At 61.6% G+C, this 22,510-nt stretch carries 21 protein-coding genes; 4 read left to right on the plus strand and 17 right to left on the minus strand.

Annotated features, from left to right (window positions below):
- Together ACFDTG_RS12250 and ACFDTG_RS12255 are read right to left on the minus strand one after the other, a co-directional pair.
- A partial coding sequence (locus ACFDTG_RS12250; protein WP_375291334.1) for a ComEC/Rec2 family competence protein occupies window positions 1-1,542 on the minus strand: 1,542 nt, incomplete at its 3' end.
- Window positions 1,476-1,850, minus strand: coding sequence for a hypothetical protein (locus tag ACFDTG_RS12255; protein WP_375291335.1), 375 nt, complete (start codon window positions 1,848-1,850; stop codon window positions 1,476-1,478). The genes ACFDTG_RS12250 and ACFDTG_RS12255, both read right to left, overlap by 67 nt.
- 29 nt (window positions 1,851-1,879) lie before the next feature.
- Here ACFDTG_RS12255 and gltX point away from each other — a divergent pair, with 29 nt between their 5' ends.
- Genes gltX through ACFDTG_RS12270 form a run of 3 tightly spaced genes read left to right on the plus strand, consistent with a single transcriptional unit; the run spans window position 1,880 to window position 4,808 of the window.
- Entirely contained in the window at window positions 1,880-3,304 is a 1,425-nt protein-coding gene (gene gltX / locus ACFDTG_RS12260) for a glutamate--tRNA ligase (protein WP_375291336.1), read from the plus strand.
- 20 nt (window positions 3,305-3,324) lie between these two features.
- Entirely contained in the window at window positions 3,325-4,611 is a 1,287-nt protein-coding gene (locus ACFDTG_RS12265) for a citrate synthase (protein ID WP_375291337.1), read from the plus strand.
- Window positions 4,612-4,613: 2 nt separating this feature from the next.
- Window positions 4,614-4,808, plus strand: coding sequence for a hypothetical protein (locus ACFDTG_RS12270; RefSeq protein ID WP_375291338.1), 195 nt, complete (start codon window positions 4,614-4,616; stop codon window positions 4,806-4,808).
- Here the strand turns inward: ACFDTG_RS12270 and ACFDTG_RS12275 are convergent, their stop codons facing one another.
- The 4 genes from ACFDTG_RS12275 to ACFDTG_RS12290 all read right to left on the minus strand — a co-directional run bounded on the left by ACFDTG_RS12275 (window position 4,809) and on the right by ACFDTG_RS12290 (window position 8,728).
- Entirely contained in the window at window positions 4,809-6,185 is a 1,377-nt protein-coding gene (locus tag ACFDTG_RS12275) for a sensor histidine kinase (protein ID WP_375291339.1), read from the minus strand.
- Window positions 6,182-7,135 (minus strand): hypothetical protein, encoded by a 954-nt coding sequence (locus ACFDTG_RS12280; RefSeq protein ID WP_375291340.1) that lies wholly within the window; start codon window positions 7,133-7,135, stop codon window positions 6,182-6,184. The genes ACFDTG_RS12275 and ACFDTG_RS12280 overlap by 4 nt, the downstream gene beginning before the upstream one ends.
- Window positions 7,132-8,253 carry a hypothetical protein gene (locus ACFDTG_RS12285; protein WP_375291341.1) on the minus strand — a complete coding sequence of 374 codons (1,122 nt, stop codon included), beginning with the start codon at window positions 8,251-8,253 and terminating at the stop codon, window positions 7,132-7,134. Before ACFDTG_RS12285 ends, ACFDTG_RS12280 begins: the two co-directional genes overlap by 4 nt.
- Window positions 8,254-8,416: 163 nt before the next feature.
- Window positions 8,417-8,728 (minus strand): Hpt domain-containing protein, encoded by a 312-nt coding sequence (locus tag ACFDTG_RS12290; RefSeq protein WP_375291342.1) that lies wholly within the window; start codon window positions 8,726-8,728, stop codon window positions 8,417-8,419.
- A gap of 70 nt (window positions 8,729-8,798) precedes the next feature.
- On the opposite strand from ACFDTG_RS12290, the gene ACFDTG_RS12295 reads away from it, so the two are divergent.
- Window positions 8,799-11,591: an ATPase gene (locus ACFDTG_RS12295; RefSeq protein WP_375291343.1), complete on the plus strand. Its 2,793-nt coding sequence runs from the start codon at window positions 8,799-8,801 to the stop codon at window positions 11,589-11,591.
- A gap of 1 nt (window position 11,592) precedes the next feature.
- Here ACFDTG_RS12295 and ACFDTG_RS12300 read toward each other — a convergent pair whose 3' ends face one another.
- The 11 genes from ACFDTG_RS12300 to nuoH form a co-directional block, all read right to left on the minus strand.
- Window positions 11,593-11,862 carry a DUF1467 family protein gene (locus ACFDTG_RS12300; RefSeq protein ID WP_375291344.1) on the minus strand — a complete coding sequence of 90 codons (270 nt, stop codon included), beginning with the start codon at window positions 11,860-11,862 and terminating at the stop codon, window positions 11,593-11,595.
- Complete coding sequence (locus tag ACFDTG_RS12305; RefSeq protein ID WP_375291345.1) at window positions 11,859-13,514, minus strand: ribonuclease J; 1,656 nt, start codon at window positions 13,512-13,514, stop codon at window positions 11,859-11,861. Before ACFDTG_RS12305 ends, ACFDTG_RS12300 begins: the two co-directional genes overlap by 4 nt.
- The gene (locus ACFDTG_RS12310) at window positions 13,511-14,302 is read right to left on the minus strand and encodes a type III pantothenate kinase (protein WP_375291346.1); all 792 of its coding nucleotides are present in this window, start codon (window positions 14,300-14,302) and stop codon (window positions 13,511-13,513) included. The genes ACFDTG_RS12305 and ACFDTG_RS12310 overlap by 4 nt, the downstream gene beginning before the upstream one ends.
- Window positions 14,303-14,305: 3 nt before the next feature.
- On the minus strand, window positions 14,306-15,028 hold the full coding sequence (locus tag ACFDTG_RS12315; RefSeq protein ID WP_375291347.1) for a biotin--[acetyl-CoA-carboxylase] ligase: 723 nt from the start codon (window positions 15,026-15,028) through the stop codon (window positions 14,306-14,308).
- A complete protein-coding gene (nuoN, locus tag ACFDTG_RS12320) occupies window positions 15,025-16,482 on the minus strand; it encodes an NADH-quinone oxidoreductase subunit NuoN (RefSeq protein ID WP_375291348.1) in 1,458 nt (485 codons plus the stop codon). The genes ACFDTG_RS12315 and nuoN overlap by 4 nt, the downstream gene beginning before the upstream one ends.
- Entirely contained in the window at window positions 16,482-18,029 is a 1,548-nt protein-coding gene (locus ACFDTG_RS12325; RefSeq protein ID WP_375291349.1) for an NADH-quinone oxidoreductase subunit M, read from the minus strand. Before ACFDTG_RS12325 ends, nuoN begins: the two co-directional genes overlap by 1 nt.
- On the minus strand, window positions 18,029-20,089 hold the full coding sequence (nuoL, locus tag ACFDTG_RS12330; RefSeq protein ID WP_375291350.1) for an NADH-quinone oxidoreductase subunit L: 2,061 nt from the start codon (window positions 20,087-20,089) through the stop codon (window positions 18,029-18,031). The genes ACFDTG_RS12325 and nuoL overlap by 1 nt, the downstream gene beginning before the upstream one ends.
- Before the next feature lie 6 nt (window positions 20,090-20,095).
- Complete coding sequence (nuoK, locus tag ACFDTG_RS12335) at window positions 20,096-20,401, minus strand: NADH-quinone oxidoreductase subunit NuoK (RefSeq protein WP_375291351.1); 306 nt, start codon at window positions 20,399-20,401, stop codon at window positions 20,096-20,098.
- The gene (locus ACFDTG_RS12340) at window positions 20,398-21,018 is read right to left on the minus strand and encodes an NADH-quinone oxidoreductase subunit J (protein WP_375291352.1); all 621 of its coding nucleotides are present in this window, start codon (window positions 21,016-21,018) and stop codon (window positions 20,398-20,400) included. Before ACFDTG_RS12340 ends, nuoK begins: the two co-directional genes overlap by 4 nt.
- 27 nt (window positions 21,019-21,045) lie before the next feature.
- Complete coding sequence (nuoI, locus tag ACFDTG_RS12345; protein WP_375291353.1) at window positions 21,046-21,531, minus strand: NADH-quinone oxidoreductase subunit NuoI; 486 nt, start codon at window positions 21,529-21,531, stop codon at window positions 21,046-21,048.
- Window positions 21,528-22,510 (minus strand): NADH-quinone oxidoreductase subunit NuoH (gene nuoH / locus ACFDTG_RS12350; protein ID WP_375291354.1); only part of this gene is annotated, 983 nt, incomplete at its 5' end. The genes nuoI and nuoH, both read right to left, overlap by 4 nt.

Consider the following 22,510-nt stretch of genomic DNA (forward strand, 5'->3'; position numbering starts at 1 on the left):
GGGATCGGTATCTACCCCGGCCGCCTCCCGCATATTGTCGAGGACGTATCCCGCACTGTCGCGCAGGACGAGCAGGCGCCCGTCTGGTTCGGTCACGGCGATCTGGCGCCCATCGCGCGCGATCAGCACGTCCGGCACGGGGGAAAGCGCCATCAGGATCACTCCCACACCGGCGGGGGCAAGACCCAGCAGGCGCGCTCTTCCCCGCCACAGCGCGAGCCAGAGCATTCCGGCTACATAGATGAGCAGCGCCCCGGTGCCGATCTGCGGCATCAGCCGAACCGCACCCGGCCTGTCCGCTACGAAATGCGCCAGTGCAAGGAGCCACTCGAGCGAAAGACCCGCCAGCCACCAGACCGGGCCTCCAAGCCCCAGCAGATCGAGAAAGAGCGCCAGGGCGATCAGCGGCATGCTGACTATCGTGACGAGGGGGATCGCCAGCACATTCGCGAAGGCACCGTAAATGCCTGAGCGGTGGAAATGGTACAGGACGATCGGCGCCAGAACGGCTTCAATGACCAGCCCTGTCGCGAAAAGCATCACTAGTCGCCGCGCCATGCGCGTTAGCCAGCTTTCCTCACGCGGCGCAAGAAATGCCTGAACCGGTGCGGCGCCATGCAGTGAAACGATCGCAAGCACGGCAGCGAAGCTCATCTGGAAGCTAGGTCCGACCAGCGACTCCGGCCAGAGAAGCAGCACGATGCCCGCGGCGATAGCGACTAGTCTGAGCGAGAGCGGGTCACGGCCCAACGCAATCGCGAAAAGTACCAGGCCTGCCCCCAGACAACTGCGTACCGTGGGCACTTCGGCGCCGGTGAGAAGAGTGTAGCCGACACCCGCCAGGGCTCCGACCGCAGCCGCGAGGAGCGGCAATCGGACACGCAAAGCCAACCAGGGCAAAAGCGCCAATATCCTTATCGAGAGCAGATAGGCAGCGGCAATGACGGCACTGACGTGCACCCCGCTGATCGAAAGCAGATGCGTCAGCCCGGCATCGCGCATCGCCTCCTCGTCGTCATCGCCGATGGCACCACGGTCGCCGCTGGCGAATGCGGCGGCAATTGCGCCGGCAGGGCCCTCGACCTGAGCCCTTACATGCGTAGAGAGTGCTCGCTGAATGCGCGCGACCGACGAGCCTTGCTTCCCGGCCTCCGTGACAATTATCGGACCATAGGTAGCGCCCGTCGCCGCGAGCCCCTCGAACCATGCCCTCCGCGCGAAATCGTAAGCCCCGGGGACCAGCGGCGGCGCCGGAGGCATCAATCTTGCCCCGACTCGGATAACCGCGCCCTCGGTCAAGCCGTCCCTGTCCTTGTCGAGCGGAATGTTGAGACGGACTTTTATTGCTCGGCCCGTAACCGGTTCGCGGGTGGCCAGCGTAAGCCGCACACGATCGAGCGCTGGCTGCTCCTCGCGCTCAAGAATACGCCCCTCGATACGCCCGATCCATGGCCGCTCGATCGCTTCCGTGCCAACTATCTCGGATCGCAGAAGGATCGCGGCAACCCCCCCGGCGAAACACAGGGCAAGCGCAACGACCACGTGCGTAGCAACTCCCTGTGTTCGTCGCGGCGCCAATGGAGCCAGGCCGTCGCAGCGGCACCCGCGACCAATGCCATCGCGAAGACCCATTCGCTCGCGTTCGAAAGCTGGAACCAGGCCGCGATTCCTGCTGCGAATGCGACGATGAGCCATGGACCGCGGTCGTGCCCGGCCTTCGCCAAATAGCTTTCCGCCCTATCGGCGAAACTGGACAATCCGCGCGGGCGCTGCCATTGGCGCTGCGATGCAGCATTGGGAAAGGCCCCGGCCTCCCCCAGCGGCACGAAAGGCGCATCATGCGTCGCCATGATCCGATATGGAAAGGAACGAGAGCCAGATGGCAAGCGAAACCGCGACCCCGGGAGCAACGCAGGTCGTAACCCGGTTCGCCCCATCGCCCACTGGCTATCTCCATATCGGCGGCGCCCGCACCGCTCTCTTCAACTGGCTGTTCGCGAGGCATCACGGAGGCAAAGCCCTGTTGCGTATCGAAGATACAGATCGCAAGCGGTCCACGCAGGACGCAATCGACAAGATCCTGGACGGGCTCGAATGGCTAGGGCTCGATTATGACGCCCCTCCGGTCTTTCAGTCCGACCGGGCCGGTCGGCATGCGGAAGTCGCAATGAAGCTTCTCGAGACGGGGCACGCGTACAAGTGCTTCGCGACCCCGGAAGAACTCGAGGCCATGAGAACTGAGCAGCGAGCGAAGAAGCTTCCTCTTCGCTACGACCGGCGGTGGCGAGATCGCGATCTGTCGGAAGCACCGGCCGGTGCGCCGTTTTCCGTGCGCCTCAAGGTTCCGACTGAAGGCGAAACCACCATCGAGGATGCAGTTCAAGGGCGCGTCACCGTTCAGAACGCCGAGATCGACGACTATGTGCTGCTGCGCGCGGACGGTACCCCCACCTATATGCTGGCCGTCGTCGTCGACGATCACGACATGGGGGTCACCCACGTGATCCGCGGTGACGATCATCTCAACAATGCATTCCGCCAGCTTCCCATCATAACGGCCATGGGCTGGCCTCAGCCGGTTTATGCGCACGTGCCCCTCATACATGGGGCAGACGGTGCAAAACTATCGAAGCGGCACGGTGCGGTGGGCGTGGAGGCTTATCGGGATGAGGAAGGCGTGCTTCCGGAAGCGCTTTTCAATTATCTGCTGCGCCTTGGTTGGGGCCATGGCGACCGGGAGGAAATCACGCGCGAAGAGGCGATCAAGCTTTTCGATCTGCATGGTGTGGGGAAGAGCCCGTCGCGCTTCGACATCAAGAAGCTGCAGAATCTGAATGGGAATTATATTCGCGAAGCGGACGACGCGAGGCTTGCGGATCTGGTAGCCCGCCGCATCGACGGTCCGGTGGACAAGGGGCTGCTTGAACAGGCCATGCCGGTGCTTAAGGTCCGCGCCAAGAACCTAGACGAACTGACTGAAAATGCGGGCTTTCTATTCGCGACGAGGCCGTTGCCGCTGACCGATAAGGCACGAGCGCTGCTGGATGATGCGGGCCGAGCGATACTGGTATCCGTTTCCGAGGTTCTGCACGAGGAAAAGAACTGGACAACGGATAGCTTGGAAGCCACTACGAAGGCCCTTGCAGAGCGCCTGGAACTTGGCCTTGGAAAGCTCGCGCAGCCCATGCGGGCAGCCTTGACCGGGACCACCACTTCGCCCGGAATTTTCGATGTACTGGTCCTCCTGGGACGGGAAGAAGCCCTTGCGCGGATCGACGCACAAGCTTCTTCCGGAACACGCTGATTAATAACGGAGACCCCAATATGGCCGACAGCCAAGCCAAACTCAAAGTCGGTAGCGCAGATGTCACCTACCCGGTCCTTTCGGGCAGTTGCGGCCCGGACGTTATCGATATCCGCAAGCTCTACGGCGACACCGGCTGCTTCACATACGACCCCGGCTATAAATCGACCGCGAGCTGCGAAAGCGCCTTGACCTTTATCGATGGGCAGGAAGGTGTCCTTCTCCATCGCGGCTACCCGATCGGACAACTCGCCGAAAACTCGACGTTCACCGAAGTGGCGTATCTGCTTCTGAACGGCGAATTGCCGAACCAGTCCGAACTCGACGACTTCAATTACACGATTACCCGGCACACGATGCTGCATGATCAGCTTCGCCAGTTCTATCAGGGCTTTCGCCGCGATGCGCACCCGATGGCTATCATGTGCGGCGTCGTCGGGGCACTGAGCGCCTTCTATCACGATAGCACCGACATTTCCGATCCAGAGCATCGCAAGATCAGCAGCCATCGGCTTATCGCCAAGATGCCCACCATCGCGGCGATGGCATATAAGTACGCGATCGGTCAGCCTTTCCTGCAGCCCGACAACTCCCTGAGCTACACGGGCAACTTTCTGCGGATGACATTCGGTGTACCGGCCGAGGAATACGAGATTCATCCTGCCGTCGAAAAGGCTATGGATCGCATCTTCATCCTCCATGCCGATCACGAACAAAACGCGTCGACCTCAACGGTTCGGCTTGCCGGCTCATCCGGCGCGAACCCGTTCGCTTGCATCGCGGCCGGGATTGCATGCCTATGGGGCCCCGCGCACGGCGGCGCCAACGAGGCGGCGCTCAATATGCTGCAGGAGATCGGCACCCCCGACCGCATCCCGCATTATATCGAGCGGGCCAAGGACAAGAACGATCCTTTCCGTCTGATGGGATTCGGGCACCGCGTTTATAAGAACTACGACCCGCGTGCGACCGTCATGCAGGAAACCGTTCGCGAAGTGTTCGAAGCGCTGAAGGTAAAGGATCCGGTGTTCGAAACCGCGCTTCGTTTGGAAGAAATCGCTCTGAGCGATGATTACTTCAGGGAAAAGAAGCTATTCCCTAACGTTGACTTCTATTCGGGTATCATCCTTTCGGCCATCGGTTTCCCGACAACCATGTTCACTGCGCTATTCGCTTTGGCTCGCACAGTGGGCTGGGTCGCGCAGTGGAACGAGATGATCTCCGATCCCGGTCAGGTGATCGGTCGTCCGCGTCAGCTTTACACGGGTCCGACGGAACGCGACTACGTGCCGATCGGGCAGCGCTGAGTATGCGCAGTGCGTTGAATCTTATCGGCGCACTTCTGGTTGTCGCCGGCGTCTTCTGGGCTCTCCAGGGCGCCGGCATCATCATGTGGCCCGCCGAAAGCTTCATGCTCGCGCAAAAAGATTGGATAGCGTACGGAAGCCTGACGGCGCTGTTCGGCCTCGTCCTTATCGGGGTGGCGCGGCGCAAGCGCCGATAGTCATTCGGCTGAGGGCAGGCTCAGTGTGAATCTGGCGCCGTGCCCCGGGGCGCTCTCCACGCAAAGCGTACCGTCCATCGCATCCGCAAGGTGCGATGCGATATAGAGTCCCAGGCCGCTTCCTCCCTCGTCCTTGCGCCCCAGACGTTCGAACTTATCGAAGATGCGCCGTTGCTCCTCGTTGGTGAGGCCCCGGCCCTGGTCCGCCACCGTGACCATTGCCCGGCCATCATCCTGGTCGAGCCGGACCCAGACCTGGCTTTCTGCGGGTGCATAGGCGATGGCGTTCCCGATCACATTGATAAGGATCTGGAGAACTCGCCGATAATCGCCCTTCCCTAGCAGCACCTCACTGGCGCCCGGGGGAACCAGAGAGATATCGCGCGCCGAAGCTTTCGCACCCAGAATACCACAAGCCTGCCGCGCCGCCTTGCCGAGATCGATGGTCTCAACCTCGATAATCAATTCGGAAGCTTCCACAGCCTCCAGATCGACGACGTCCTCGAGCAATCCCTCAAGGTGCTCGCTGGCAGCGACCATGTCGCCTCCATAACCGCTGTAGATATCGGCCAGTGGTCCCGCGAGTTTCATCTGGATCGCTTCAGCGCTCGCCACGATATTGTTCAGCGGTTGTCGTATCGCCGGCGCGAGATCTTGTGTGAGGGCGGGAAGCGATGTTTCGCTCTCCTCGAACTCGTCGCTATCTGATCGCTGCAGCGCGACAGAGGAAACGAGGGTCAGTACGAAACCGCCACTTCCCGGATTTGGAACACCCAGAGGTTCGAGCCAAGCCGTCCAGGGGCGTTCGGACCCCGAAATCCGACATGTTGCGCCATCCAGCAGACGCCAGTGAAGAGGCTGATCGTAAAGCGCGCCTGAAACCGTGACGAAATCGGTCCAGGGTCGGATGGGGCCGGCGCACATCTCTCTAGCGAGGCCAAGAAGGTCACGCGCCTGCGTATCGGTGGTCATAACGCCTTGGTCCGGATCCAGTCGAGCTACGAACTCAGGGAGCGTTCGATTGAGTTCGCGCTTGATCCGTTCCGCCTCTTCATAATCCTCCGTGTGGTTAAGCGTCTCGCTCCGGCAGGACACGAGGCGGATTTCGCAAGAGTTATCGGCAGCGCGAGCGGGATTGATTTCCACCCAACCGGAAAAGCGTATGTTGACGCCGGTGGCGGTGAAAGGGCGCGACAGGCGGAGCCGGTACGCATCCGCCTTTTCCACGAGGCTTCTCAATTCCGGCACGGCCAGTTGGCCGCCGACGCGACCTCCGCAAGCAATCTGAATCGACGCAAGTAGCTCGTCATCGGTTTCGAACACGCCGTCCTCGGTAACCGCACCGCGGGCCAGATATTCCGACGCTGCGATGCTCATTGCAAAGAGGTTCCGCGCGATTGGGCCAGCCATTGCGCCGCTTCTCGCGTTCCCACTTCGTGCAGCCCCCGCGGCAGGGACGCATCGTTGGCGATCAATAGAGCCTGTGCCTCCGCTTCCTCCGGCAGCGCTCCCGCCGCTCTGAGCGTCAAAAGCAAGCGGCCCAGCAAAGGCTCAACCGTTGCAAACGAAATCTGCTCGCGGGTTTCGCCGGAACGCAACGATAGCGTCGCAAGCCAAAGCGCCACGCCCGTCTGCTGAATGTCGAGAAGTTTCGCTGACGGCTCATCCAGTTGGCTGGCAAGTTGTGCCAGAAGCGCGAGGCGGCTGTTGCCTTCGTCATAATCAGATCGCAGCCGGGCTTCCTTAGTGCCGAAATTCTCAACCTCCGCAGGTGACGCAGAATCGCGCGCAACGAGAAACGCAAGATGAAAGAGCTCTGCGGGCAGTTCGAAAGGCGAAAGCTCCATCCTGCTTTGCGATTGGGCGAAGCGCGCTTGCGCCGCGAGTGCAGCCATCGCGGTGCCGGCAATTGTCGTATTGCCGTGAGAAATCGCCTGCTGAAGCAAGGGTGTCAGAACCGGGTCAATCCCGATGACCCCCTCGAGCTGTTTGGTAAGGCGCCACTCGAGGGCCAGTGCGTGACAATGGCTGCGTATCTCCTCCTGACGAATAAGCTGTGTTTCGAGCCTCGCGGCAGATCCCTCGTATTCGATCCGCGTCCCAACAAGAGCGCGTGCCAAACTCGCAATCATCGCCTGCACGTGAACGACCACGCTTTCGCTCACCGGCGAACGGTCTTGGGAAAGCAGCAGATGCTCCAAGGCGCGCTGGTTTTGCGCAAGCACCGCGTCCCCGAACGCGCAGGCAGCGCGCAGAGGATGCTGGTCGGCATTGTCCGACGGCGGAGTGGCGCCTGGCCCGATCATTGCCAGAGTGTCTAGCGTCACATGGTTAATTCGCCGTTATCTCCAGCGCGCTTCGAAATGCTGGCCAACAGCGCCGCTGCCACCCCGAGTAATGAAACGACCGCCACACTCTCCAGAAGGTAACCGAGGACCCAGGCGGCAAGGAAAACAACCAGCACGAGCGGCCTGTCGCCAAATGTTTCGCGCCAGTTTGGCTGTGCGGCCTTCGACCCCAGATACAGCGAACCTACGGCCATCAGCGCAAGGAACCATTCCAACCAGGAGGGGGCGGTTTGCACACCCGCTGCGAGTACGATGGCGAGGATGATGTCGCGCCCGACCGCGACGGCGTCAACGAAGCGAGCCGACGAGCGGTCAATCGCCCCCAGCGAGCGCACGCGGTGGAAAACGTCTGATACTGTCAAGAATGCGCTGGCGGCGAAAAGCGCGGCAAGGCCTGCCACCACGGACCCCCACGCGATTGCGAGCACTGCTACCAAAAGCGCCACGAGACTCGACGTGACTGGCACATTGGACCACTTCTCGCTCTCCATGTCATGCGCAAGCCGCAAACCGATCCGTTCGATCATGGCCATCACCGGCGCACGGAATGACGCGGGTTTCACCTGTCTGGTAATCCACAGCCATTGCTTCGCGTCCGTGGTTCCACGATCCACCCTGCTAAGCCAGGTCCCCTCTTCGAGGACGTCCGGCTTCGCTTCCGCAAGCACCGCTCCGCCTTGCAGGGCGATCCGCAGCAGGGAGGACACAACGTTGCAGTCAGGGGGCAGGTCCATGAGGCGGCTTACCGTCGCCCCCTGGATTAGCATGGCGCCGCTCCATGCACGCGATGCATCGATCCGTTCGAAGCCGAGCGGCACAGCCTGTTCCGCCGGAAACGACAGGATTGCCCTCCCGTTCGCGAAGCTGTCTACCAGGACGCTGCGATCAGGCAGGATGCCATCGGCAAAAACCAGCAGCTCATCGCTTGCGGTGATCAGCGCCGCCAGTTCCAGATTCTTGCTGACGGTTTCGAACCGCAATCCAGCTTCCTGCGCATATCGGCGCGCCGCGGCGACTTCCTGCCCCAATCCGGTGACGATGCAAATCGCCCTCTGGCAACCGAGAATCGCCGCGCAGTCGATCTGATGCGCGAGCACGCTTTTGCCGGCGAACCTACGAAACGCAAGCCTCTCGTCGCCCCCTGTCCGAGGGTCGGGCAAGGCGGACAACAAGGCAGTTCGCAAGGCGGAATTCCGGCGGCTGGCGGGGGCCCACCACCTTTAACGCGGGCATCGCGCCCGCTCCAATAGCCCGGACCTGCTAAATGAGCGCCTGTCCCCCGATTTTGTCGAGATGCTGGCCAACGCGTCGAAGCACGAAGGGATCGCCTGGAGCACTTGTCACAACGTCCCGCGAAATACTGGCGAGTTCGTGATCCTGAAAACTCGCCGCGATGCCCTGCAGGCGCAGCGCGGCGACCTGCCAGTTGGCATCGCATCGCGAGCGGCGCAGCAGATCGAGCTGGCGCGAAGCGCTTTCTAGATAAGCAAGCCGCAGTTCGGCCAGCAATGCGAAATCCTCGCCCGCAGCAACCGCAAGCGACGCTTCAAATGTTCCGGATTCATATGCCATCGCGGACTCTCGTACGCGCGCTCGGTTAAAACGGGTTTAACCTTCGCCTCGCAACGTATATCACCTCGCGATGAGCGAAGGCAGGCACATCCGCGCCATTGATGGCCGCGAGGGGGCGACGGACACCGCCGAGGCGGATAGTGTCGATCGGGAAACCACGCTGGCGGACGATGGCCAGGAACATGTGACCAGCGACGAATTTGCCGACGATTATGACGTGGAGACCCCGCGTCGCCCGATCTGGCCCTTCGCGATCGCTCTGGTTGCGTTGCTTTTGATTGCCGCATGGACAGCGCTGTTCGCGCTCACCCATTGGGCCGAAATATCCCAGGGCGCCTCGATCGATGAATGGACGGGCTGGATCGCGGACTGGTCGGTTCCGCCTCTGCTGATCGGCATCGCCTGGCTGATCGGCATGCGCAGTTCGGCGCGGGAAGCATCGCGGTTCGGAAATGCGGCGCGGGCGCTTTCCGATGAGTCGGCCCTGCTCGAGGCACGGTTGACCGTCGTGAACCGCGAACTCAGTCTCGCGCGCGAATTCCTTGCCGCGCAGTCGCGCGAACTGGACTATCTCGGGCGAGCCGCTGCGGAAAAGATATCGGAACATGCAAGCAAGCTTCAGGATCTGGTCGTCAGCAACGGTGACCAGGTCGACGCCATCGCGGGCGTGAGCAGAACGGCTCTGGATAACATGACGCAGCTTCGCGATCACCTGCCGGTGGTGGCCAATTCCGCACGCGATGTATCCAATCAGATCGGTGGAGCGGGTCGGACAGCAAAAACGCAGCTTGACGATCTGGTCAGCGGATTCGCGCGCCTCAACGAATTCGGCGAGGCAAGCGAAAGGCAAGTCACATCCCTGAAGAAGCGGATCGAAGACGCCCTGAACCAGCTGGACGGATTTGCGCAGGATATCGATGAAAACAACGCCGCCCGCCTAAGCGCCTTGCGCGAGGATCTGGAGGGCCACCGGGCCGATCTGGATGCCCGCGAGGTGGAAGTTCTGGCCGCAATGCGCCAGCGTGGCGAGACCCTGCGGGATGAATTGGTTGCGGCACATGATGCGCGCCAGTTGGAGGAGGTCGCTGCGCTTGCCGCGATGCGCAACCGGATAGCCGCATTCAAGCAGGAGGCGCATGACGCCGCAGCCGCGGTGCGCGCCGGTGAACAGGCTGCAAAGACGGTCTGGGAAGGGCAGATTTCCGATCTGCACCGCCGCCTTGAGACGACCTTGCAGGAGATCGCTCTTCTGGACGAGAGAGCACTCGACAAGGCTCAGGAAAAGCTGGCTGCATTAACTGCCGAAGCAGAAGCAATCGATGCCCGCATGATCGAGCGTGATCGGGAATTTCAGGCCCGGGTCGATGCCCGAAATGATGCGTTCGAGGCCGCCGAGGATGCTGCCCGTTTGCGTATCGTCGCGCGTGGCGAAGAGCTGGATCGCGAAATATCCGATCGCTACGCCGAACACATGGCCCATATCGCAGGCCTTGGCGATGCGGCCGAAACGCTGGCCGCACGGCTTGCGGACATCGAGGGACATGTGGTTGCGATTGCGGAACGGGCGGGCGATGCCGGAACGTCGCTTTCCGACAATTCCCGGACATTCTCGGACACGGTCCGCACGCATGCGAACGATCTGGCCGAGGCGGAAGGTGCCTTGGCGAGGCTGACCGATGCGAGCGTTCGCTTGCTGGAAATCATCCAGGCCACCGCCAAGCACAGCCGCGACGAGCTTCCCACTGCGATCGAGAATTTCGAGACCAAGCTTGGCAATGCCCGCGGTGACAGTGAAGCGGTCAGGGAAACCCTGAGCGAAGCAAATCGATTGGCAGGGGACATCAACAGCGGCTTTTCGGGGATGCACCAGGCAGGTCGGGACGTGATGGTCGATCTGGACGCTATTCGGGCAAGGCTGTCCGGAACGACCGAAGAGCAGCTGACGGTACTGGAAGAATTGCGTGTCCAGCTTTCAGCCGCGGACGAGGACAGCCGAGCGCTCGCCGAAACGGTAGGCAATACACTGTCCGACGCCATCGCCAGGATCAAGGATGATGGCCGCGTCGCCATCGCAGAATTCGAGCGGAGCCATGGCGCCGCCATCGAAGCGCTGCGCGAACGATCGGCAGAGGCGGATCGCACCGAGAGAGAGCATATCGAGCGAACCGTCGAAGCCATGGCATCCAGCCTTGGCCAATTGAGGGCGGCTGGAGCTGCCCTGTTCGGCGAGATCGAAGCCGGGAACGAAGCGCGGGTGGCGGCACTTGCCGACCGCATGGCGGACAGCAGCGCGCAGGCAATCGATCGCGCGATCGAGGCGCGTACCGAAGACAGCCTGGCCAGGCTGGATGAAGCGACCGTGCAATCTACCGAGGCGGCCCGGGAAGCGGTGGCGGAGATGCGCAACCAGCTGGCGCGTGTGCATGAATTGACGGTCAACCTCGAATCGCGTGCCGCGCGCGCGCGCGAACAGGTGGAAGAACAGGTCGACAGCGATTTCTCACGCCGTGTGGCGCTCATCACGGAAAGCCTCAATTCACATTCGATCGATATCGCCAAGGCGCTCTCCACCGAGGTGACCGACACCGCATGGTCGAGTTATCTCAAGGGCGACCGGGGGATCTTCACGCGGCGCGCGGTGCGCTTGATCGACAATTCGGAAGCGCGCGTCATTTCGGATCTTTACGAAAGCGATCACGAATTCCGGGAGCACGTGAGCCGATATATTCACGACTTCGAATCGATGTTGCGGACCATGCTTTCGACGCGCGATGGCCACGCGCTGGGCGTTACCCTGCTGTCGAGCGACATGGGGAAACTCTACGTGGCGCTTGCCCAGGGCATCAAACGCCTGCGCCAGTAGGTCAGGCGAACCAGCGGGTGACGTCGAGATCCTCGATCCCGATCCATCGGGCGCTGTAGTTCCATACATAAAGGGCGGTAACGATCGCCGCCAACACGGTAGCCCGCAGCATCAGGGGGCCGGGCCGGAAATTTGCGGGCGCGCTGTCGGCCTGGCCGGGCACCTTTTCCTCTCCCAACTCCTCGTGTGTCTTCACGCCGAACGGCAGGAGCAGGAAGGCGCACATCACCCAGAACAGGAAGTAGATAGCAACAACGGAGGTCCAGCTCAAACCAGACCTCCCGCAAGAATTACGCGAACCTGCGGTTTCTTTCCTGACCAGCGGTTGGCCGCACGGCGCGCAGCGAGACGGGCCGCTTCGGTAATTTCGGCCCGATCGCGCCGAGCCGCGCCTTTCAGGCGCCGGAGGGCAGCTGCGATGTCTGTTTGTGCTTCGGCAATGAACCGAGGCATATCCTCGTCCAGAGGCAGGCCCATAGTCTCGATCTGCATCGCACCGCCGGTTTCGAGTACCACGATGACGACACCATCGCGGGCGAGCCTGCGGCGCATGACAATCGCATCGCCATCGGCCGGAACGATCAGATCGCCATCGAGGATCAGGCGGCCGGCCCCGACTTCGGCGATCTTGCCCGGGGCACCGGGCGCCAAGCGAACCATGTCGCCGTTCTGCTGCACGACGGCTTCCGCGATGCCGCTCGCCCGGCCGAGACGCGCCTGCTCTTGCATGTGCCGCATTTCTCCATGGACGGGCACCAGGATTTCCGGGCGCAGCCAGCCATACAATGCTTCGAGCTCTGGCCGGCCGGGATGGCCGGAAACATGAATCTCGCTCTGGCGGTCCGTAACCATGGTTATGCCGCGTGCGGCAAGCCGGTTCTGCACCGCGCCGATAGCAAGCTCGTTGCCTGGAATCTGGCGGCTCGAAAAAAGCACCACATCGCCGGACGACAATTCCAGGGGATGGTTTTCTTCGGAGATTCGCGAAAGCGCAGCGCGCGGTTCGCCCTGTCCCCCCGTTGCCAGGATTAGCAGGTCGCCGCGCGGAAGGCTCATCGCGGTATCGAAATCTACCGGTTCGGGAAAATCGAGCAAATAGCCGTTCTCCTGCGACGCTTCGATGATCCGATCGAGGGACCGCCCGGCCACGCAAATCTGTCGTCCGGTCTCCCTGGCGACATCGCCCAGCGTCTGAAGCCGGGCGACATTGCTGGCGAATGTGGTGACCAGAACCCGCTTGCCGGGGTGTCGCTGGACCTCCTCCAGCAGGCCACGATAGACCGCGCCCTCGCTGCCGCTGGGCGCGGGATTGAAGACGTTGGTGCTGTCGCACACGAGCGCCAGGACGCCGCTATCACCAATTTCGACTAGCTCTTCCTCCGTCGTCGGCTCTCCGATGATCGGATCCTCGTCGAGCTTCCAGTCCCCGGTATGGAAGATCTGGCCGAAGGGAGTCTCGATCAGGAGCGCATTACCCTCCGCGATGGAGTGGGCCAGCGGGATGTATCTGATGCCGAACGGTCCGACCGGGAAGGCTCCGTCGTCCGGTTCGATAACATTGAGTTCTACGCTATCGAGGAGCCCCGCCTCTTCCAGCTTGCGCCGGATCAGTTCGGCGGTGAACGGCGTGGCGAACAGCGGCACGCCCAAATCCGCTGCGAAATAGGGAATGGCGCCGATATGGTCTTCGTGCGCATGGGTGAGGACGATTCCATCGAGCGTGTCCGCCCGCTCCTCGATGAAGGCGAGGTCCGCGAAGACGAGGTCGACTCCGGGATATTCATACCCGCTGAAGGTCATCCCCAGGTCCACCATCAACCAGCGCCCGCGACAGCCGTAGAGGTTGACGTTCATCCCGATTTCGCCCGACCCCCCGAGGGCCAGGAAAAGCAGTTCGTCTTCGGGAGCGAAATTCTTCTTCACGTGGCCAAGGCCCTCCGTTCGGCGCGTTCGGCGAGGATCGCCAGGCCTTCCAGTGTCAAATCGCTGTCCACATGGTCGAACAGTTCGGTGTGGTCGTGGAACAGGATCGCCAGCCCTCCGGTCGCGACCACTTTACATGGGCGACCGATTTCTTGCTTCATGCGGGCGATCAGTCCTTCCATCATCGCGACATAGCCCCAGAACACGCCGATAAGCATCTGATCTTCGGTATTGGTCCCGATCACGCTTTTGGAACGCGGCGCCTCGATCGCAATGCGCGGAAGCTTCGCCGTATTCCCGACCAACGCATCGAGAGAGAGATTGATACCAGGCGCAATGATGCCGCCCTTGTAAGCTCCGGTGAAATCGATCGCATCGAAAGTGGTTGCCGTGCCGAAATCGACGACGATCAGATCCGCCTCATATTTCGCATGCGCCGCTATCGCATTAAGCGCCCGGTCGGCACCAAGCGAACGCGGTTCATCGACATCGACCGCGATGCCCCAGTCTGCCGTGCCATGTCCGGCGATCATGGGCTCTACATCGAAGTATTTCTGGGCCAGCACGGTCAAATTATGGACGGCCCGCGGAACGACCGAGCCGACGATGATCTGGTGGATATCGCCGCGACCAAACCCCTCGATCGAAAGGAGTTGAAGAAGCCACACGGCGTATTCATCGCCCGTGCGCCGTGCTTCGGTGGCAATGCGCCAGCGGGTCTTTATTTCCCTGCCTTCGAACAGGGCAAACACCACATTGGTGTTGCCAACGTCCACCACCAAAAGCATCGCTCAGCCTTCCCTTTGTGCAAAAAACACGTCGCCGGCATGAATGACACGGAAGGTTCCGTCGGCCAAGCGAAGCTGCAAAGCGCCCTCGTCCGAAAGGCCGGCGAAAGTCCCCTCTTGCTGGCCTTCGCCCGCGGCCTGAACGTTCAATCGCGTACCGATCTCGTGAGCGGCGGCCTGCCATCGGTTCAGTAGGGGTTCCAGCCCGAAAGATCGCCAGCGGTCCAGTTCGCGCGTGAGCGATCCCGCAAGCGACGCGGCGAAAGCGTCACGATGCGGCGGCGCCGTCAATCGCGCGAGCGCCACGGTTTCGCGCCCTTCGATCGCAGGTGCCGAGACGAGATTCACTCCGATCCCGATGACCAGAAAATCGCCCTGTCTTTCGAGCAGGATCCCCGCCAGTTTGGCACCGGAAAAAGTGAGGTCGTTAGGCCATTTCAACCGCAGGGGCGCCGGCTGGGGAAGAAGTGGAACCACGCTTTCATAGAGGGCGAGACCGGCAACCAGCGCAAGACTTGCCGGAGGCGGATCGCCCGGATGCAGCCGCACCATCGTGGAGCCCATGAAATTGCCGGACCCATCGAACCATTTCCGGTTCTGCCGGCCCCTCCCCGCCTTCTGCCGGTCGGCGACCAGCCATGCGCCTTCGCGCAGCGGCACGCCATCGCGCAGGTCCGCAATCACGTCGGCATTGGTGGAACCGGTCTCGGAGACGTATTTTATCAAGCGGCGATAAAGAGCGCGGCCGCCGCCTTGTCCGCGACCTGACCCAGCCACGGCGTCGCAAGATAGCCGAGCGGCGATATGACAAGCACACATGCGACAAGCACGGCCCAGTGCCCGGCGGGGCTACGCCGCTCTGGCACGCGCTCGCTATCGTCGAAGAACATCACCTTGACGAATTTCAGGTAATAAAACGCCCCGATGACGCTGGCGGCAATGCCTATCGCTGCGAGCGGAACCAGGTCGGCCTGGACCGCGGCCTGAAATACAACGAACTTGCCCCAGAACCCGAACAAGGGAGGAATACCGGCAAGACTGAACATCAGGAACAGAATACACCAGGCAAGGCCTGGGCGGGTGGTGGACAGACCGGCGATATCGGCAAATGTCTCCAGGGGCCGTCCATCCTCGTCCCGGAGCATAAGGAGCGCCACGAAGCTGCCGATCGTCATCGCGACATAGATGTCGAGATAGATCATCACTGCACTCGCACCCGCGGGCGTAGCCGCAGCCAGGCCGATTAGGAGGAAGCCGATGTTGTTGATCGAGGAATAGGCCAGCACCCGCTTGAGGTTCTGCTGTCCAATCGCGCCCAAGGCACCCACCACGATCGACGCAAGAGCGGCGAATATGACGATCTGCCGCCAGGCATCCACCTCCCCGCCGAACGGGATGAGGGCCATGCGCATCAGCATGGCCACGGCAGCGACCTTGGGAGCACTGGCAAAGAATGCCGTCACCGGAGTGGGTGCGCCTTCGTAAACATCCGGCGTCCACATATGGAACGGCACCGCAGCGATCTTGAACGCCAGGCCGGCCAGCACGAACACCACGCCAAACAGCGCTCCGGTGGGGAAACTGGCTTCGAAGGCGATGCGGATCCCGGTGTAATCGGTGGTTCCCGCGAACCCATAGATCAGGCTCATGCCATAAAGAATGATCCCGGACGCGAGCGCGCCGAGGATGAAATACTTGAGGCCCGCCTCATTTGAACGCCAGTCGCCGCGCAGAAAGCTTGCGAAGATGTAGCTGGCAAGGCTCGACATCTCGAGACCGATGTACAGCGTCATGAGGTCGGTGGCGGAGACCATCATTCCCATGCCGACCGCGCCAAACAGCATCAGGACCGGGTATTCTCCCCGATAGGCGTCCCGCTCGATGAAATAGCGGGGGGTCACGATCAGGCAGGCAATTGTGGCGAGATAGATAAGCGTCTTTGCAAAGCTTCCGAACGCATCGACCCGATAGAGACCGCCGAATGCCTCGAACATCTGGTCGCCGTCGAACAATGCCCCGGCAGTGAAAATCGCCGCGCCGAACAAGGCGGCCACTGCGGCAATCGTGATTCCCCGCGCGGACTTAGGTCCGGTCCAGGCCGTCAGGAGGAGAAGTGCGAGCCCGGCCAGCGAAAGCCCCACCTCGGCACTCGTCAGGTAAAGGGAGTTGGCGTAGTCCATCAGTGTGCCTCCCCTTCCCCGGCTTCATGCGCTGCGAGCGCATTCGCAGGATAGGCGCGGGGTTCGCCCTGCACGGGGCGTGCGTCACCTTGAGGTGCCGCTTCGGCCAGACGAGCATCGAGCAGGGCGATATCCTGGCGCATCGGAGCGATGAAACTTTCCGGATAGATCCCCATCCACAAAACAGCGGCGGTGATGACCGCAAGCATACCCCATTCCCGTCCATTGAGATCGAGCATCGCGGCGGCATCGGCGTTTTTCTGAACCCCGAAGGCTACGCGGCGATAGAGATAGAGCATGTAACCGGCACCCAGGATGATGCCGGTCGTCAGCACGAACGTGGCCAGGCTGGAGACCTGATAAACGCCCGCGAGACTGACGAATTCGGCGACGAAGCCGCTCGTCCCGGGAAGGCCGATGCTGGCCATGGTGAAGAACAGGAAGAAGATCGCGTATTGGGGCATGTTGATGGCCAGCCCGCCGTAACGGTCGATCTCGCGGGTATGCAGCCGATCGTAGATTACGCCCACGCAAAGGAAAAGCGCACCCGACACCAGACCATGGCTCAGCATCATGATCATCGCCCCTTCAAGGCCCTGCGGATTGAAGGCGAAGAGGCCCGCCGTGACGATCGCCATATGGGCTACCGAGGAATAGGCGATCAGCTTCTTCATGTCGTGCTGGACGAGGGCGATGAGGCTGGTGATGATTACCGCAGCCATGCTGAGACCGAGGATCAGCCACATGAACTGCGCGCTGGCGTCGGGGAACATCGGAAGGCTGAACCGGATGAAGCCGTAACCGCCCATCTTGAGCAGAACGCCCGCCAGAATGACCGAGCCCGCAGTCGGCGCCTGAACGTGGGCATCGGGAAGCCAGGTGTGGACCGGCCACATCGGCATCTTCACCGCGAAACTGGCCATGAATGCAAGCCACAGCCAGGTTTGCGCCTCGGCCGGGAAGTCGTAGGCCATCAGCGTCGGAATATCGGTGGTGCCCGCAGTGTTCGCCATCCACAGCATCGCGATCAGCATGAGCACGGATCCGAGTAGCGTGTAGAGGAAGAACTTGTAGCTGGCATAAATGCGGTTCGTGCCGCCCCATACGCCGATGATCAGATACATCGGGATCAGGCCTGCTTCGAACATGATGTAAAACAGGAAGAGGTCCTGCGCTGCGAAGACACCGATCATCAGTGTCTCCATCAGCAGGAAAGCGGCCATGTACTCGCCGACACGCTTCTGAATCGCTTCCCAGCTGGCCAGAATGCAGATCGGCATCAGGAAAACACTGAGCACGATCAGCATCAAGGCTATGCCGTCGATCCCCAAGGCATAGCTGAAGCCCGCGAACAAATCCGCTCTTTCGGTGAATTGCCATTGTGCCCCACCGACGTCGTAATTCGCCCAGAGCAACATGCCCAGAACGAAGTCCGCGAGCGAGGCCACCAGCGCGACTAGGCGCGCTGCGGGTGCGGAAAGAAACAGACATGCGATCGCCGCCACAAGCGGGATCAGAAGCATCAGCGAGAGAATGGGAAACCCCATCAGAACAGCACCCAGGTGATGGCGGCGACGAGGCCGAGCAGCATGATCAGCGCGTAGCTGGTGAGATAACCGGACTGGAAACGCTTGGCCGCGCCAGCGCCCTGCGCGACGATCCAGGCCGCACCGTTCGGTCCGAACCGGTCGATCAGCCCGACATCGCCCCGTTGCCAGAATTGGCGGCCAAGCCAGAACGCAGGGCGGACGAACAGGAAATTGTAGAGCTCATCGAAATACCACTTGTTGAAGACGAAGCGGTAGATCGGGCCGAGCTGTTCCGCGACCTGTCCGGGGAAGCGCGTGTTCCGGATGTAACCATACCAAGCGATCAGGAAGCCCAGAACCATCACGATGAAGGCTGCGTATTTCACTAGGCCCGGGACGCCGTGCATGGCGTGGATCAGACCCTCGTTGTAGAACAGCGAGCCATTCCAGAAGCCCTCGTTATCCAGGAAACTTGGCGCGAATATCTGGCCGGCCCCAATCGCTCCCAGCGACAGAACGACTAGCGGAATGAGCATGGTGATCGGGCTTTCATGCGGATGATAGCCCGCAGTCCCGTCACCATGGTCCGGATCGGGGACGTGGTGAGTCACGTCATGGCCTGCATCTTCCTGCGCGGCCGGGTTCGCCTCATCCGGCTCGTCATGCCCATGGTGCACTGCGTGCTGGATATGCTCGCTTGCTGCCCAGCGCGGTTTGCCGAAGAAGGTCAGGAACACGAGGCGCCAGCTATAGAAGCTCGTCAGGAGCGCCGCGAACACGCCCATCCAGAAAGCAAAGCTTGCCGCTTCCGTCCCGCGCGCAAAGGCCACCTCGATAATGGCGTCCTTCGACCAGAAGCCGGCGAACCCGAGATGGAGGTCGTACACTCCGAAGCCGGTAATGGCGAGCGTGCCGGCCATCATCGCCCAGAATGTGAGCGGGATGTGCTTACGCAGCGCGCCATAATAGCGCATGTCCTGCTCGTGATGCATCGCGTGGATCACGCTGCCGGCACCGAGGAAAAGGAGTGCCTTGAAAAAAGCGTGGGTGAACAGATGGAACATCGCCGCGCCGTAAGCGCCGACGCCTGCCGCAAAGAACATGTAACCGAGCTGCGAACAGGTCGAATAGGCGATGACGCGCTTGATATCCCACTGCGTCGTTCCGACCGTGGCGGCGAAGATGCAGGTCGCCGCACCGATCACCGTCACCAGCGTCAGCGCCACCGGCGCGGTTTCGAACATCGGGCTGAGGCGGCAGACCATGAACACCCCAGCGGTGACCATGGTGGCGGCATGGATAAGCGCGGAGACGGGCGTCGGCCCCTCCATCGCGTCAGGCAGCCAGGTGTGAAGGCCCAGCTGCGCCGACTTCCCCATGGCGCCGACGAACAGCAGGATGCACAGCAGGTCCATCGTGTGGACGCGGTAACCCAGGAAACCGATCGACGCGCCGCTCATTCCCGGTGCCGCCGCCAGGATCTCAGGGATCGAGACTGTATTGAAAACCAGGAAAGTGCCGAAGATGCCGAGCATGAAGCCCAGATCGCCCACGCGGTTGACCACGAAGGCCTTGATCGCGGCGGCATTGGCGCTGGGCTTGCGGAACCAGAACCCGATCAGCAGATAGCTGGCCAGGCCCACCCCTTCCCATCCGAAGAACATCTGCACCAGGTTGTCGGCCGTCACCAGCATCAGCATGGCGAAGGTGAAGAGGCTGAGATAGGCGAAGAAGCGCGGCTGATCCGGGTCCTCGTCCATGTAACCCCAGCTATAGAGGTGGACGAGCGCGGACACGGTGGTGATCACCACCAGCATGACCGCGGTCAGCGTATCGACACGCAGAGCCCAGTCGAAGGCCAGATCGCCGGACCGCACCCACTGGAGCACCGGCACGACGGTCGCTTCGGCGCCACCGGCGACGAAGGCGAGAAAGATCGGCCAGCTCAGCGCACAGGAAATGAAGAGTGCGCCAGTCGTGATGGATTTGACCACCGGGGCACCCAGCATGCGGTTGCCTAGCCCGCCCACGATGGCAGCCAGCAGCGGCAGGAAAACGATGAGAAGGATTGAATTCACCGCGGCTTATCCCTTCAGCCGGTCGACGCTGTCGACCGCGATGGTGCCGCGGCCACGGAAATAGATCACAAGTATGGCAAGCCCGATCGCCGCCTCGCCCGCAGCGACGGTGAGCACGAACATGGCGAACACCTGCCCGGTCAGATCCGCCAGGAAGGCGCTGAAGGCGACGAGATTGAGATTCACCGCGAGCAGGATCAGTTCGATCGCCATGAGGATGACGATGATGTTCTTGCGATTGAGAAATATCCCGAGCACGCCGAGCACGAACAGGATCGCGCTCACGAAGATATAGTGTTCGATGCCGATCACAGCTCGATCCCCTCACCGACTGTTGGCTGACGCATGACCGTTGCCTCGTCGGGCCGGCGCGAAACCTGCTTGGAAATGTTCTGCTGCCCGCGGGGCGCACGCCCTTCGCGGTGGGTAAGGACGATCGCCCCGACCATCGCGACGAGGAGGATGATGCCTGCAGCTTCGAACAGGAACAGATAGTCGCGGTAAAGGACTGCACCCAGGCTGGCGGTGTTGGTGGCGCCAATGATGGGCGCAGCATCGCCAGCAGCGGTTCCCAGATCGATCCCGCCGAGCGTCCAGGCGCCGATGCCCAGCGTCAGCTCAGCCAGAAGGACCAGCGCGATGAGCAGCCCGAGCGGGAAGTTCTTCACGAAACCAGCGCGCAATTCGGCGAAATCGATGTCCAGCATCATCACCACGAACAGGAACAGCACCGCGACCGCGCCGACATAGACGATGACCAGCAGCGCCGCGATGAATTCGGCACCCACCAGCACCATCAGCCCCGCCCCGTTGAAGAACGCGAGGATCAGCCAGAGCACCGAATGCACCGGATTGCGCGCGGTAATCACGAAGACCGCGCTCAGAACCACGAGGGCCGCGAACAGGTAGAAGGCGAATGCTTGAATCATGTGTCCCCGGGGCCGGTTGCCGCGCGCCTAGCGGTAGGGCGCATCGGCTTCAAGGTTCGCGGCGATGGCCCGCTCCCACTTGTCCCCGTTCGCCAGCAATTTCGCCTTGTCGTAGAGCAGTTCTTCGCGCGTTTCAGTCGAATATTCGAAGTTCGGGCCCTCAACGATGGCATCCACCGGGCAGGCTTCCTGGCAGAAGCCGCAATAGATGCACTTGGTCATGTCGATGTCGTAGCGCGTGGTGCGGCGGCTGCCATCCTCGCGCGGTTCGCTTTCTATGGTGATCGCGAGCGCCGGGCACACCGCCTCGCACAGCTTGCACGCGATGCAGCGCTCCTCGCCATTGGGATAGCGGCGCAGCACATGCTCTCCGCGGAAACGCGGGCTGAGCGGGTTCTTTTCGAACGGATAGTTGATGGTCACCTTGGGCTTGAAGAAATACTTCAGCGTGAGGGCGTGCGCCTTCACGAATTCCCAAAGGGTGAACGACTTGACCAGTTGCGCGACGCTCACGCGACACCTCCATAGCGAGTGAACATCAGCCAACCCGAAATCAGAACGACGAACAGCAGGCTGAGCGGCAGGAAGACCTTCCAGCCCAGACGCATCAGCTGGTCATAGCGATAGCGCGGAACGGTCGCCTTCACCCAGCTGAAGATGAAGAAGAAGAACAGAATCTTGGCGAAGAGCCAGAATGCTGCCGTGATACCCGCGGTAAAGAGGAAATCATAAAGGATCGGAATATCGAGCGGCGGCAGCCAGCCACCCCAGAACAGGATGGCGTTGAGCGCGCACATCAGCAGCACGTTGGCGTATTCGCCCAGCCAGAACAGCGCGAAGCTCATCGAGGAATATTCGGTCTGATAGCCGGCGACCAGTTCGCTCTCCGCCTCCGTCAGATCGAAGGGCGCACGCGCGGTTTCGGCCAGAGCGCTGATGAGGAACATCACCCACAGCGGGAACAGCAGGGGGTTGAACACAAACCCGTTGATGATCCCGAAGATGTGCCCCTTCTGCGCAAGGATCAGCCCGTTCATATTGGTCGTGCCGGCCCACAGGATCACGCAGACCAGAATGAAGCCGATCGACACTTCGTAGGAGATCATCTGCGCGGCGGCGCGCATGGCGGAGAAGAACGGGTACTTGGAGTTCGACGCCCACCCGCTCATCACCACGCCGTAAACCCCCAGCGAGCTGATCGCGAGGATGTAGAGCAGGCCGATGTTGATATCCGCCAGCACCGCACCAGGGCCGAAGGGCACAACCGCCCAGGCCATCAGCGCCACGGTGAAAGTGACGATCGGCGCGATCAGGAAGATGCCCTTGTTCGCGGCCGAAGGAATAATCGTTTCCTGGAGGAAGACCTTGAGGCCGTCCGCGAAGCTTTGCAGCAAGCCGAAGGGCCCGACCACGTTAGGCCCCTTGCGCAGCGCGATGGCCGCCCAGATCTTGCGATCGGCGTAGATGATCATCGCCACCGCCAGCATCAGCG

Source organism: Qipengyuania sp. (assembly GCF_042095715.1).
Taxonomy (GTDB): Bacteria; Pseudomonadota; Alphaproteobacteria; order Sphingomonadales; family Sphingomonadaceae; genus Qipengyuania.

Coding starts and splice junctions, on each gene's coding strand:
- ACFDTG_RS12255 (WP_375291335.1), bottom strand. CDS start 1,850: ATGGCGACGCATGATGCGCCTTTCGTGCCGCTGGGGGAGGCCGGGGCC.
- gltX (WP_375291336.1), top strand. CDS start 1,880: ATGGCAAGCGAAACCGCGACCCCGGGAGCAACGCAGGTCGTAACCCGG.
- ACFDTG_RS12265 (WP_375291337.1), top strand. CDS start 3,325: ATGGCCGACAGCCAAGCCAAACTCAAAGTCGGTAGCGCAGATGTCACC.
- ACFDTG_RS12270 (WP_375291338.1), top strand. CDS start 4,614: ATGCGCAGTGCGTTGAATCTTATCGGCGCACTTCTGGTTGTCGCCGGC.
- ACFDTG_RS12275 (WP_375291339.1), bottom strand. CDS start 6,185: ATGAGCATCGCAGCGTCGGAATATCTGGCCCGCGGTGCGGTTACCGAG.
- ACFDTG_RS12290 (WP_375291342.1), bottom strand. CDS start 8,728: ATGGCATATGAATCCGGAACATTTGAAGCGTCGCTTGCGGTTGCTGCG.
- ACFDTG_RS12295 (WP_375291343.1), top strand. CDS start 8,799: ATGAGCGAAGGCAGGCACATCCGCGCCATTGATGGCCGCGAGGGGGCG.
- ACFDTG_RS12310 (WP_375291346.1), bottom strand. CDS start 14,302: ATGCTTTTGGTGGTGGACGTTGGCAACACCAATGTGGTGTTTGCCCTG.
- nuoN (WP_375291348.1), bottom strand. CDS start 16,482: ATGGACTACGCCAACTCCCTTTACCTGACGAGTGCCGAGGTGGGGCTT.
- ACFDTG_RS12325 (WP_375291349.1), bottom strand. CDS start 18,029: ATGGGGTTTCCCATTCTCTCGCTGATGCTTCTGATCCCGCTTGTGGCG.
- ACFDTG_RS12340 (WP_375291352.1), bottom strand. CDS start 21,018: ATGATTCAAGCATTCGCCTTCTACCTGTTCGCGGCCCTCGTGGTTCTG.